Annotated in this window: 11 protein-coding genes and 2 pseudogenes; 10 read left to right on the forward strand and 3 right to left on the reverse strand. The window is 29.2% G+C overall.

Annotated features, from left to right (window positions below; translation table 11 throughout):
• From Q0J90_RS07795 to Q0J90_RS07835, 9 genes and pseudogenes are all read left to right on the forward strand, one after another.
• A partial coding sequence (locus Q0J90_RS07795) for a flagellar biosynthesis protein FlhA (RefSeq protein ID WP_297277369.1) occupies positions 1-1,475 on the forward strand: 1,475 nt, incomplete at its 5' end.
• Between the two features lie 57 nt (positions 1,476-1,532).
• A complete protein-coding gene (locus tag Q0J90_RS07800) occupies positions 1,533-1,706 on the forward strand; it encodes a hypothetical protein (RefSeq protein ID WP_169730108.1) in 174 nt (57 codons plus the stop codon).
• Between the two features lie 79 nt (positions 1,707-1,785).
• Entirely contained in the window at positions 1,786-3,780 is a 1,995-nt protein-coding gene (locus Q0J90_RS07805) for a flagellar biosynthesis regulator FlhF (protein WP_297277370.1), read from the forward strand.
• Positions 3,781-3,822: 42 nt separating this feature from the next.
• The gene (locus Q0J90_RS07810) at positions 3,823-4,686 is read left to right on the forward strand and encodes a MinD/ParA family protein (RefSeq protein ID WP_297277371.1); all 864 of its coding nucleotides are present in this window, start codon (positions 3,823-3,825) and stop codon (positions 4,684-4,686) included.
• Positions 4,687-4,721: 35 nt separating this feature from the next.
• A complete protein-coding gene (locus tag Q0J90_RS07815; RefSeq protein ID WP_297277372.1) occupies positions 4,722-5,351 on the forward strand; it encodes a hypothetical protein in 630 nt (209 codons plus the stop codon).
• A gap of 26 nt (positions 5,352-5,377) precedes the next feature.
• Positions 5,378-6,196: an RNA polymerase sigma factor WhiG gene (gene whiG, locus Q0J90_RS07820; protein WP_038375138.1), complete on the forward strand. Its 819-nt coding sequence runs from the start codon at positions 5,378-5,380 to the stop codon at positions 6,194-6,196.
• 14 nt (positions 6,197-6,210) lie between these two features.
• A complete protein-coding gene (locus tag Q0J90_RS07825; RefSeq protein ID WP_297277373.1) occupies positions 6,211-8,190 on the forward strand; it encodes a FapA family protein in 1,980 nt (659 codons plus the stop codon).
• 13 nt (positions 8,191-8,203) lie between these two features.
• Entirely contained in the window at positions 8,204-9,169 is a 966-nt protein-coding gene (locus tag Q0J90_RS07830) for a hypothetical protein (RefSeq protein ID WP_297277374.1), read from the forward strand.
• A 2-nt stretch (positions 9,170-9,171) separates the two neighbouring features.
• A pseudogene (locus Q0J90_RS07835) lies at positions 9,172-9,837 on the forward strand (HAD-IA family hydrolase).
• Here Q0J90_RS07835 and recO read toward each other — a convergent pair.
• Both recO and Q0J90_RS07845 read right to left on the reverse strand, forming a co-directional pair.
• A complete protein-coding gene (gene recO / locus Q0J90_RS07840; protein ID WP_297277375.1) occupies positions 9,826-10,608 on the reverse strand; it encodes a DNA repair protein RecO in 783 nt (260 codons plus the stop codon). The pseudogene Q0J90_RS07835 and the gene recO overlap by 12 nt on opposite strands.
• A 70-nt stretch (positions 10,609-10,678) precedes the next feature.
• Entirely contained in the window at positions 10,679-10,846 is a 168-nt protein-coding gene (locus Q0J90_RS07845) for a DUF362 domain-containing protein (RefSeq protein WP_297277376.1), read from the reverse strand.
• A gap of 277 nt (positions 10,847-11,123) precedes the next feature.
• Between Q0J90_RS07845 and Q0J90_RS07850 the strand changes: the two genes are divergently transcribed.
• Positions 11,124-12,377 carry a homoserine dehydrogenase gene (locus Q0J90_RS07850; protein WP_297277377.1) on the forward strand — a complete coding sequence of 418 codons (1,254 nt, stop codon included), beginning with the start codon at positions 11,124-11,126 and terminating at the stop codon, positions 12,375-12,377.
• 181 nt (positions 12,378-12,558) lie between these two features.
• Here the strand turns inward: Q0J90_RS07850 and Q0J90_RS07855 are convergent.
• Positions 12,559-13,164, reverse strand: a pseudogene (locus Q0J90_RS07855) (BspA family leucine-rich repeat surface protein); the annotation flags it as partial.
• Positions 13,165-13,363 lie beyond the last annotated feature (199 nt).

Consider the following 13,363-nt stretch of genomic DNA (forward strand, 5'->3'; position numbering starts at 1 on the left):
TCACAGTTATAAATATAGTAGGAGGACTCATTATAGGAATGACTATGAGAGGAGAGCCTTTTGCTCAGGCCGTTAATGCTTATACACGCTTTACAGTAGGTGATGGTTTGGTAAGTCAGATACCTTCATTTTTTATGAGTTTTGCTACTGGTTTGCTTGTAACTAGAAGCAGCAGTGAGGATAATTTGTCTACTCAGATTGCTGTACAGGTTTTTGCTAAGCCTAAAAACTTATTTATAGGTGCAGGTTTTGCTTTCTTCTTGATGCTTTTACCTGGATTCCCAAAAATAGCATTATTTGTTATAGCATTAGCATTATTCCTAGCAGGTTATGCTTTAAGAAAAGAACAGCAGGAGCTTGGTCTTAATGAAGATGGTACTAAAACTGCAGATGCTGAACAGACACAAAGAGGTCCTTTGGATGTGAGTCAGTATTTGAAAGTTGAGAAGATAGAGCTTTCTATAGCTACATCATTGGTGCCTTTGGCATTAGAAGATCAAGGCGGCGATTTGATACATAGGATAACTCAGGTTAGAAGAGAGTTAGCATTGGAGATTGGTTTGGCTGTTCCTCCGGTAAGAATTCTTGATAACACAGTAATAGATCAAGATGAATATACTATCAGTATTAACGGTACAGAAGTAGCTAAAGGTTTTGTAAGACCTAAGATGCTTTTAGCTTTAAACTCTAATTTACAGGAAGAACCTTCTCCAGATTGTGAAAAGGTAAAAGACCCTTCATTCGGACTTCCTGCTTATTGGATACATGTTGATGAGAGAGATATGGCTGCTAAGAAAGGATTTATGTTATTTGACCCAACTGCGGTTATAGCTACTCATTTCAGTGAAACAATTAAGAGAAATGCTAATCTTCTTATCGGCCGTGAAGAAGTTCAGAATATGCTTGACCGTATTAAAGATGATCATAAAGCTCTTGTATCTGAAGTACTTGCTGCTAAGCCTCATAATGAAAGTCCTCTTGGATATATACAGAAAGTATTGCAGAATCTTCTTCAAGAGGAAGTGCCTATTAAGAACAGCGTTGCAATATTAGAAGGTGTTGCTGATGCTATATCTATGATGGGCAGCGAACAGGCTACAGAACTTGTAAGAAGCAGATTAGCTCCTCAGATATCGCAGATGGTTGCAGACCAAAATAAGAATATAAGAGTTATTACATTAAGTCAGCAGCTTCAAAATAATATAGCACAAAATTTGGCAAACACAGGAAATATACAGGGTTCTCAAATGATTGCTATGAGTTTTGAAAGTATGCAGAACTTAATTAAAAATATAAAAGATGCAGTTAAGCTTGTTAATGATAATGGAGTTGATGATATAGTATTTTTAACTTCTCCTTTAATAAGAAGACCTTTATTCCAATTTATATCTAAGAATGTTGGAAAGTATAAGGTTATAGCTACTACTGAAATAGCACAAGGATATAAGGTAGAGGGAATTGCAAGTATAAAATAAAATATCTCTTTTATAAGAGTAATTAAGATATAAATATAAATATTTGGAGTTATAACTATGAAAACTATTAAAATCTTTGGAAAAAACAGAGAAGAAATCGAAAAACAGGCTAGAGATAAATATGGCGAAAGCTATTTTATCATTAGTGTGAGAGAAAGCAAAAGAAAAAATATTTTCGGCATGATTAAAAAAGAATTTGAAGTATCTATCGGCGTATTGGAACAATATTAAATATTAATTTAATTAAGATAAATTATTAAGATATAAAATTTTATAAAGAGGTTTTTAAGATGATTACAGGAGTTAGAAAATGGTAGACATACGCACTATTAGAGGGAAGGATAAAACAGATGCTTTTGCTAAAGCCAGAGTAGAGTATGGCGGTAATTTTGTTATATTGACTAGCAGAGATATAAAAGTAGGCGGTTTCTTAGGTTTAGGAATGAAAACTGAACATGAGCTTAGAATAATGCTTAACAACTCTATATATGATAGAAAAAATAACAATTCTGATGAGAATAGATCTTCTTATGATGAAGAAGATGAAGGTATGCATAGAAGCAAACTTTTAAGCGATAGAATAGAAATGAAAAAGCATGGAACAGAGGCTATTGATGCAAGTGAAATGGCTGATAGAATAGCTTCAATAAGCAGAAGATTAAAAGAAGATTTAAAAAAGAGAAATGCAAACAAAGTAAATACAAATACTTCTTCTGTATTAGATACTCCTGCCTTCAACAATAAAGAAGAAAATGCAGAGGAATTAGGTTTCGGTGATGAGTTTTCTAATAAAAATGATGATACAGATATTAGAAATACTTCTGCATATACAGAAAATAATAATACAGATTTTAATATTAATAGTGCCAATAATTTAGAGAGAAATAACAATATAGAAAGAAGCAGTATTGAAAGAAGTAATGATAATTTTACTCCTTTGCCTAATTTTAATAATTCTCAATATTCTAATTCTGCATTTTCAAATTCTATATTTGCAAATATGGGAAACGGAATGCCGTCTGATTCTGCTTATTCTTCCAATAATACTAATAATAGCTTTTCTCCAATCAACAATTATAGTAATTTTTCTAACAATGGTTTTATGAACAGTATGAATACCAATGTTCATAGTAATATGAATAATGCTTCATCCAATAATTCTCAGCTTAATAGTTCCGTAGAAGAAAATGTTAAAAGATTAGTTCAGGAACAAATAAAAGATATGGTAAAAGAATATTTGGAGAACAGCATACCAAATTTAAATTTAAACAAGAATTATAACTCCAATAATATAAATGATAGATTTAATGATAATGTATATAATAAGAAAACAGAATACAATGATAATACATTTAGAGATGAAGAAGATGATATACAGGATTCTATAGATGAGATAAAGGAGTTTAGAGAAGAAAATAATCTAACTAGAGAATCTTCTAGAAGTAAAAAAAGCAGCAATAGAATAAGAAATTATTTTGAAAATAATGCAGAAAATGATTCTGAAGTAAATGTTGCTGATGGAATGGAAGAGAGTTTTAACTATTTAAGAAATAGAGAATTCCCTGAAGAGATTTTATTAGATTTAAGAGAATATTTGTTAACTTCAAGCAATGCTAGATTTTTTCAATCAAAAGATGTAATTTTAGAAGAGGTTGAAAAATATTTTTCTGAGAGATTGATGCTGTCAAATGGTATAGACATAGGAGTGAAAAAGAAAATCATAGTATTTGTAGGACCTACAGGAGTTGGAAAAACAACAACAATACCTAAAATAGCAGCTCAGCATATGAAGTCTGGTAAAAAAGTTTCATTTGTAACTATAGATAATTACAGAATAGCTGCTGTTGATCAGCTTCAAAGGTATGCTAGTATAATGAAAGTTCCATTTACAAGTGCAAGTACTCCTGAAGCATTAAGGGCTGAAATTAGAAAAATGGACAACTCATCTTTATTATTTATAGACACTATGGGACGTTCTCCTAAAGGTGCTGAGGATATAGTTGCTATGTCAAAATATTTTACTACAGTAGGAAGATTTGACATGGATATTCAGCTTGTTATGAGTTCTACAGCTAAATATAAAGATGCGGTAAAAATATTGAATGCATTTAAACCTACAAATTATAAAGGTGTAATACTTACAAAAGTTGATGAAACAGATTATTTAGCTTCATCAATATGTGCTATAATTAAAAAGAAATTACCTATTACTTATATTACACATGGTCAGGGTGTTCCTAAAGATATATCTACTGCTAAGAAATATGGATATAAGTTAATTGAAGGATTATTTGGAAAAATATAAAATGATTTTATTAAAAAGGATAAACAACATTAAGGGTATGTTATGAAAGATCAAGCAGATGAATTAAGAAAGATGATGGGGGTTAAAGATAAACGTCCTCAGCGTATCATTAGTATAGCCAGCGGCAAAGGCGGTGTTGGTAAAACAAATATTGCAATTAATTTATCAATAGCATTGCAGCAATTGGGACAAAATGTGCTTTTAATAGATGCAGATCTTGGACTGGGTAATGTTAATGTAATACTTGGAAATATGCCTGAATATAATTTATACCATGTGATAAAAGGTGTAAAAAAACTGCATGAAGTTATACTTGAAACTAATTACGGAATAAGATATATTGCCGGTGCTTCTGGATTTTCTTCTTTAGCGAATCTTTCAGGAAGAGCATTAACTAAATTAGTTAATAGTATGGATTCTTTGAATGATGCGGATATAGTTATAGTGGATACAGGAGCCGGAATATCAGATACAGTTTTATACTTTTTACTTTCATCAGATGAAAGTATTGTTGTTACAACTCCTGAGCTTACAGCTATATTGGATGCTTATGGAGTTATAAAATCAATAGCTCCTGAAAATGCTAATGCTGATATAAAAATATTAGTTAATAGAGTTACTAAGGCTTCCGAAGGTAAGGAAGTTGGTGATAAAATTATAATGACTAGCAAAAAATATTTAGATATGGATATTAAATATTTGGGACATATTTTAGAGGATAAAACTATACCTTATGCTGTTTCGCAGCAGCTTCCTTTTTATCAATATGATAATAAATGTCATGCATCTATAGCTATATATAATATTGCTAAAAAGATAATAGATATGGAGTACGATGACGGCAGAGATATAAAAGGTTTCGGCGGTTTTGTTGAATCTTTATTATCATTTGTTAGTAAAAAATAATAATAATGCAATTGTTATAAATATTAGAGGTAATCATGAATAATATAGTTGAAAAGGTTAAACAGTATTTTTCTACTAATTTTGGTAAATTGGCTGGAATAATAATAGGTTTATCATTTGTAATAACACTTATACTTTCTATTCTTTATAAAAATAGAGTAGATATTTCTATTGTGAAAGCTATTATTTCTGCTGTTATAACATCAGGAATATTATTTTTAATTGGAATGATATTAAAAAAGTATTTAGGAGATGTTATCAATGAATCAGCATCAGCTTCATCAAATTCAGATATAGATTATGGTGCTATAGATGATAATACTATGGCAGGATATGAAAATCCTAGTGATACTATTTTATCAAATGATGCTTCAAGTAATGGTGATATAAACATTAATACTGACCCTATGTCAAATACTGTTCCTAATATTGATAAAAATCAGAAAGTGGATTATCATAGTTCTGCTGATGATATAGGAAGTATTGTTTTTGGAAGTTCAAACACAAATACTTCACCAACAAGTTATAGTTCTTCAAGCAGCAGTATGTTCCCGGATAAAAAGGTAAAAGATAGCGAAATAATTAAAGAAGTTCATGAGGATCCTGAAAAAGTAGCTAAAGCTGTTAGAACTATGATAGCGAAAGATGAGAAAGAGAATAAGTAAATTAATTGATAATAGAGTGAATTATTATGAAAATGAATAAGAAAGACAAAGATAAAATACCAAATATTACTAATGAAAATGAGCAGGAACATTGGGTAGAGTTTAAAAAAACTCAGTCGCCTTTTATACGGGAAGCATTGATCATTAAGTATTCTCCATTGGTAAAGTATGTTGCAAGCAAGGTATCCGTAAAGATGGGTTCTCATAAACATATTGAATTTGAAGATTTAGTAGGATTTGGTACTTTTGGTTTGATGGATGCTATTGATAAATATAATCCTAACAGAGATATTAAATTTAAAACTTATGCTGTTACTAGGATTAGAGGAGCTATATATGATGAGCTTAGAAAATTAGATTATCTTCCTAGATCTATACGTAAAGATGTTAAAGAAATAGAAAAGGCAAGAGAAATACTTGAAGCTAGACTTAGCAGAAATATAAAACCGCAGGAGATAGCAGATATGTTAGGCATTACTATGAGTAAATATAATGAAACCATGAAAAGATATATAGAGGCTTCTCCTACTTCTTTAAGCGATGTTTGGTATGTAGGAGATGATTCTGATGAAATATCTGTTATAGATACTTTGAAATCTAATGATAAAACAAATCCTGAATACTTAGCTGAAAGGGAAGATGTAAAAAATAAGATAGTTGCTGCATTAAAGAGACTGCCTGAAAAAGAAAAACAGGTTTTGATATTATATTATTATGATGATCTTACATTAAAAGAAATAGGCAGAGTTTTAGAGGTTTCAGAGAGTAGAATATCACAACTGCATACTAAAGCTATACAGGAATTAAGATGCTCTCTTTCAGAGATAAAAAAACAATTATTATAATATAGGTGATTTTTATGAATGAATTAAAAAGAAAAATATTGGAAAGTGATTTTTATAAGAAAGTTTATAATAATAAAAATACACGTTCTGTTGATTTATATGTTAGCTCTTTAGAGAGAGGTATGCAGGAAGCAGCTGCTATATTTCAATGCCCTATATATGAATTAAGTTATAAAGTACTTGAAGAAGGAAGTAAAGGATTTTTTAATATAGGAGCCAAACCTTTCCTTGTAAGATACACTCATATTGTATATGAAAAATCCAATATTGCTTTTGGTTCAGGAGTGGATTATACAACAGGAGATGTCGGAGAGAATACTCAAGAAAAAATGCTATTTAATAAAGATACAGAAATAGTTGTAAGAGTTAAAAGAGATGGAGTATTCTTAAAAGTCGTACCTCCGGTTGCTGAAGGCAAAAGAGTTGAAGATATGATGGATTTGGAAAGAAAATTGATAGATGCCGGTATAAAAGAATATGACTCTCATCTTGCCAAAAAAATGCTTCATGAACAAACCGGAATATATGAGAAAATTGCTGAATGGGATGTATCAAAGTCTGCCAACAATGCTAAAATAAGTTATACTATCAGTGATGATAAAATGCGTGCTTATGTTACGGTTACAAAGCCTACCAGAGGCGGAAGAGAAATGGATTTGCTGGATGTAAAAGAATTGTTGGAAAACAGCAGCATTACTTTCGGATTCCAAGAAGAAAATGTTGCAAGATGTTTGGAAGAAGGAACTTTTAATGTACCAATACTTGCTGCCGAAGGACGTGCTCCTGTCAATGGTCAGAATGCTAAGATAGAATATTTAGTTAATATAAATAAGAAGGTTATACCTAAATATATAGGTGAAGATCAAAGTATTGACTATAAAGATTTAAGTATAGTTGAAAATGTTGAGCAGGGACAAAAATTGGCTAGAAAATTACCTGCTACAGACGGAGAAACAGGAAGAACAGTACTTGGCTTAAAGATAGAAACGAATCCTGGTAAAGATATAGATATAAAAGAGGTACTAGGTAATAATGTTGAATTATCAGATGATAAAGAGTTTATAATTTCTTCTATAAATGGTCAGGTTGTTTTAAAAGGAAAACTTCTCAGTGTTGAGCCTATATTTGAAGTATCAGGAGATGTGGGACCTGAAACAGGAAACATTAATTTCATAGGAAGTGTTGTTGTTAAAGGAAGTGTAAGCGATAATTATTCTGTTAAGGCGGAAGGAAATATAGATGTTCATGGAACTGTTGGAAAATGCGACTTGGAAGCTAAGGGAGACATTATGGTTAAACTTGGTATACAAGGTAATGAGAATAGTTCCGTAAAAGCCGGAGGAGATGTTATTGCTAAGTTTATACAATTCTCTAATGTTCAAGCTGGAAATAATGTTGTTGTTACAGAGGCAATACTCAATTCTAATATTGATGCGGATAACAGAATAATACTTATAGGCAAGAGAGCTTCTGCAAGCGGCGGAAGACTCAGAGCTTTAGTTGAGGTTAATGGTAAGGTATTAGGTTCTCAGGCTGGTGCTAAAACTTTAATTGAAACTGGTATTAGTCCTGCTAAAAGACGTGCTGTTGATGATTTAGATAAAGAAAAAGAAGAACTTGATATTTCTATTGAAGAAACAGAAAGAAATATTAAGTCTATAGAACAGGTTGCTAAACTTAAAAAATTGGACGATGAGAAAAAAGAACAATTACAAAGTTACAAAGAGCAGTTGGAACAGGCTATGAGCAGAAGAGAAGAGGTTGTATTGAATAGAGAAGCATTAGTTCAGGAAATGGAAATAGAAAAAGTTGAATCTACTGTAAGTGCTGGTAAGGAGATGCTTCCTGGAGTACAATTAACTATAGGAAGTGCTGAGTTCTCTATAAGACAAAGTTATAAAGCTATTACATTCTTTGAGCAAGATGGTATGATTCAGACTGAAAAATATAGAGGCGAACCTAAAAATGAGAAAAAAGCTGATGAAGAGGAATAATTAAGAGGTTTATATGTCTTTAAGTATAAAAGAATTTTATATTTCAGTAATTGAATGCGGTATTGATGCTGATCCTAGAGGAAGAAATTTAGTAGAAAAAGAATTAGAAAGTGTAAAAAAAGAATATGACAGATTAGATGATAAAAAGAAAGAATATTTTGATAAGGATAAGCTTTTTAATCCATATTCTGATACTAGGGTATTAAATATTGCAGAAGATAAAAATATAAATAATATTTTATGCGGTATAGACATGCAGACCCCAGAGCTTTTGCTTGCTGACAGGCTCAATGAGAAAAATGCAAATATAGATTTAGTTATTAGTCATCATCCTAATGGTTATGGTTTTGTTAATTTTTATGATGTTATATCAATGCAGTCGGATAAGAATGCTTTGCATGATGTGCCGATAAATGTATCTGAGGCTTTAAGTAATAAAAGACTTAATGAAGTAAGCCGTTCAGTTTTCGGTGCAAATCATTTTAGAGATGTTGATGCTGCTAAACTTCTTAAATTAAATTATATGTGCATGCATACTGTTGCGGATAATTTTGTTGAAAGTTTTTTAACTGATAAGATGAAAATAGAAAAACCAAATAAACTGTCTGATATAATTGATATTTTATATACAATAGAAGAATACAAAATATCTGCTATGCGTTATAATCCTCCTAAAATATTTAATGGATCCAATAATTCCAAAGTTGGTAAAATTATTGTGGATATGACAGGAGGTGCTTCTTTTGATTCTGCTATGATAGAGGCTTTATCTAAGACTGGTGTAGGAACTATAATTGTAATGAATATATCTGATAAACTTCTTGATGAATGCAGAAAATATTATATTAATGTAGTATGTGCTGGTCACATGTCAAGCGATAGTTTGGGTATTAATTTACTATTTAAAGCTGTGAAAGAAAAAACAAAGCAGGATTTTAAAATAATTCCTGCATCTGGGTACATATTTGTTAATAAATAATTATGAGTAAATATAATAATATACTTTTCGATCTTGACGGTACAATTACAAATTCAGCTTTGTCTATAACAAATGCTGTTGTATATTCTATTAAAAAACTTAATGAAGTATATAAATTAAATATTAATATTCCAGATAATGATACACTTAGAAAATTTATAGGTCCTCCTCTTAGCGACAGTTTTATAAAATATTGCTGTAATGATGAAAAATTATCTATTGAGTTTATTAAATTTTATAGAGAAGATTATAATGATAATGGAGGATTATTCAACTGTACTCTTTATGATGGAATATATGATTTAATTAAAACGCTTTTTGAAAATAATTATAAAATATTTCTAGCAACTGCTAAGCCTAAAGAATTGGCTTTAAAAATAATAGAGCATTTTGATATTATAAAGTTTTTTAGCGGTTTTTATGCTCCGGTTATAGGCGGACAAATAAAAAATAAATTGGATGTATTAAAAGAAGCCATTGAAAAATGAAATTTTGATAAGAGTAAAACAATTATGATAGGGGATAGAATTGATGATATTGATGCTGCTAAAAATGTTGGTATAGATTCTATAGCAGTAAGATATGGATTCGGCAGCGAAGAAGAGTTTAAAAATGCCGTTTATATAGTTAATAATGCTAATGAAATTTTAAGTATATTAACTAAATAAAATTTCTTCCAATACTTTTTTACTTTTTATATTTCTATTTATATGATTAAACAATGATTTATTCATTATATCTTTAACATTATCTTTTGAACTGTCATATATATTTTCTATCTCATTATTATGAAATATATCTATTAATGCAGTATGCTTTATTATTCTCATAAAATTTCTATCATTTTCCGTTATATTTATAGAGTCTCTTATTATGTTTTTGCATTTACTGCATATTAGTCCTCCTTCATTTATAGAATAAAATAAGGCATTGTCGCTTTCGCATAAAACGCATTTATCTAAATGAGGAGATATTCCCGCTATATAAAGTATTTTCATTTCAAAAGCTGTAATTAAAATATCAATATATTTTTTTTTATTGTCTTCATTGCTGTTAGATGTTTCTTCTAGATTTTCTAATGCATCTAAAATCTTTTCCATTAAAATAAAATATCTGCTGTCAAAATCTTTGCCGCAATAAAGCATAATTTCTCTTATATAAAATACAGCCAGAGACGAATATATGGATTTTTCTAATGTTGAATAATTTTTTATAATAGATGATTCTTTTAATATTGATAATTGAGGCTGTTTTTTTTCATAAATACTTATGCTTAATTTGGATATGCTTTCTAAGTCTGAACCGAATGCTTTAGAATCTTTTTTAGCTTTATAACATATTGCCTGAATTATTGAATTATCTGTTAGAAATGATGCTATTATTGAAGAGGTTTTATATTGATTATATGAAAGTAAAAATGCTTTATTATTTATTATCAATATTATTCCTTCTAATAAAAATTAATAGGGCAGGTTATATAAACCTGCCCCGCCATGCCATCAGCAGCAATTAAGCTTGATGTATAGCGTTGCTTGGGCAAACAGCTTCACAAGCAGCACAATCAGTGCATTTGTCTGGATCGATTTTGTAGATATCTCCTTCACTAATAGCATCGAATGCGCACTCAGGAAGACATGATCCGCAAGCTACACAATCATCATTTATAACACGTGGCATAATTGACCTCCATAAAAATAAACTGTATTATAATTATAACATAAATAAATAATGAAATCAATATCTATTATTTATATTTATTTGTTATATTTAAGTATATATTAATGATTAATTTGTACTATAATATGTTTTATTTTTTTATATAAAGTGATTTATGTATATGTTATAAAAAACTATTATCTTGTAAAATTTTTTGATAAATGTTAAAATATATTGGAATATTACTAATTTTTGTAATAATTTTAAGGTTAATTTTATATTTTTTAAGGAGTTAAAAATGGATAAGAAAAAAGAATTTAAAATAGCGATAGCGGGTTATGGTCACGTTGGTAAGGACACATTAAAAACTATTATAGAAAATAATTCTATTATGGAAAGCAGAACCGGAATAAAATTAACCGTTAAAACCATTTTTAGCAGAAATATTGATAAAGTAAAAGATGATAAATTTTTGGAAACTGTAGAAATAAAAACTAAAGATTTAAATGATATATTAAATGATGATGATATAGATATAGTAATAGAAGTTTTAGGCGGAATGGATACCGCTAAAGAATTACTTATGAAAACAAAAAAGCCTGTAGTTACAGCAAATAAGGCTCTGCTTGCTAATTGTTTTGGAGAGCTTATAAAGAATAGAAAATCAGATATAGCTTTTGAGGCTTCTGTTGCAGGTGCTATACCTATAATAAAGGCCATGAAAGAGAGTTTAGTCTCTGACAGAATGGAAGGCGTTTATGGTATATTAAACGGTACTTGTAATTATATTTTAACTAATATGACTAAAAATAATTTAGATTTTAATGTTGTTCTTAAAGATGCTCAGGATAAAGGTTATGCTGAGGCTGACCCTACATTTGATATTGACGGAATAGACACTGCACATAAACTTTGCATACTTTCTTCTATAGCTTTTTGTAATGTTATAAGTTTTGATAAAATATTTATCAGAGGTATAAGAAATATTATATTGGATGATATTGTATTTGCTTCAGAGCTTAATCTTACTATTAAGTTAATAGCTGAGGCTGTTTTGGATGAAAATGATAATGCATATATATATGTTATACCTACAATGCTTAATGCAAATAATATGCTTTCAAAAGTTGATTACGCCTTCAATGCTATAACAGTTGTTGGAGACAGATCAGGAGATACTGTATTTTATGGTTCAGGAGCAGGCGGAAGACCTACAAGCAGTGCTATAGTTTCAGATGCTGTTACTTTGGCTAGAAATACTCTTATTACAGATGAACTTAGAGTACCTATACTTGGATTTGTTAATGAAAATAAAAATGTTAAAGTAAAAGATTTTAAAGAAAAGAATGAAACTTTCTATGTAAGGTTTAAATCAGAAAAAAATGATCTGCTTACTTTCAATGAAGCTTTTTATGATATTAATATTGAGAAGAGTATTGAAAGAAATGGAAACTTTATGTTTATATTAAGAGATTCAAATGTTAATACTATTGTAGAATCTATAGAAAAAGTTGAAAAAATAGATAATATATTTATAGCTAAAATTAAATAAGTATATTAATAAGCATTTGCCCATAAACATATATTTTATGTGCAAATGCTTTTTATTATAGTTTTCTAAGATAATCAAAAATTATAAACACTAATAAAGTATAAACAAATATATTACTGATTTCTTATTTATTTTCTGCTTTTTCTATTATGCTAAAATTATAATCATTTGTAACGAATTAAATCTCTGATGAAAAATCTTCTTCAAGTTTTTTTCTTAATCTTACAATTCTTCTATTTTTATCTTTTGCAATAAGAGCATATATTTCTTTGACATTATCTTTGGATATAGTTATATAATCTTCTTTAGGATAAAATGCTTGCATATATATTTTAAGTCTTGTATGCAGTTTATTTTCATCATCACAAATTAAACTTATATCTTTTAATTTATCTAAATTCCAATGTTCTAAAGATTCATAATGATCAAACTTTTCTGCATATTTAAACATAAACTCTATATTAGTTACTTTCTTTGTATTCCATTTATCAAGGGGCTGATTAAAACTTTCTGCTGAAAGAAACATACAGCTCATATAGTTTACATTAGACACATTCCAGCTATTTAAAGGCTGATCGAATTTTTTACAATCATCAAACATTCTGCACATATTTTCAACATTAGAAACATCCCAATCTTCTATGCCTTCAAAATCTTTTCTTTTACTTTCATGAAAAAGATAACTCATATCCGTAATAAGACTTGTATCAACACAATCAAGTTTTATACCGTCTTTAAATACTAATTCTTTTAATTCTTCTTTTGTAGCTGGTTTGTATTTTTTCATAAATTAATCCTTATTTCAATTATGTATATTATATATACCTAAACAATTATATTTAGTCAATTTTAGTTCTTTCAATTTTACTGTTTGTGGGGGCTAGCCCCCAAACCCCCAGTTCTTTTGTTGGCACAAAGAACCAAAAAGACTGCATTTTTTAACTTAAATCTAAGTTTGTTTATACTTTTCAAACATACATTCTTAA

The sequence above is a fragment of the uncultured Brachyspira sp. genome, assembly GCF_944390595.1.
Taxonomy (GTDB): domain Bacteria; phylum Spirochaetota; class Brachyspiria; order Brachyspirales; family Brachyspiraceae; genus Brachyspira.

Bases quoted from the DNA above. Each gene is read 5' to 3' on its own strand.
- Q0J90_RS07800 (WP_169730108.1), top strand. From the start codon at position 1,533: ATGAAAACTATTAAAATCTTTGGAAAAAACAGAGAAGAAATCGAAAAA.
- Q0J90_RS07805 (WP_297277370.1), top strand. From the start codon at position 1,786: ATGGTAGACATACGCACTATTAGAGGGAAGGATAAAACAGATGCTTTT.
- Q0J90_RS07810 (WP_297277371.1), top strand. From the start codon at position 3,823: ATGAAAGATCAAGCAGATGAATTAAGAAAGATGATGGGGGTTAAAGAT.
- Q0J90_RS07815 (WP_297277372.1), top strand. From the start codon at position 4,722: ATGAATAATATAGTTGAAAAGGTTAAACAGTATTTTTCTACTAATTTT.
- whiG (WP_038375138.1), top strand. From the start codon at position 5,378: ATGAAAATGAATAAGAAAGACAAAGATAAAATACCAAATATTACTAAT.
- Q0J90_RS07825 (WP_297277373.1), top strand. From the start codon at position 6,211: ATGAATGAATTAAAAAGAAAAATATTGGAAAGTGATTTTTATAAGAAA.
- Q0J90_RS07830 (WP_297277374.1), top strand. From the start codon at position 8,204: ATGTCTTTAAGTATAAAAGAATTTTATATTTCAGTAATTGAATGCGGT.
- Q0J90_RS07845 (WP_297277376.1), bottom strand. From the start codon at position 10,846: ATGCCACGTGTTATAAATGATGATTGTGTAGCTTGCGGATCATGTCTT.
- Q0J90_RS07850 (WP_297277377.1), top strand. From the start codon at position 11,124: ATGGATAAGAAAAAAGAATTTAAAATAGCGATAGCGGGTTATGGTCAC.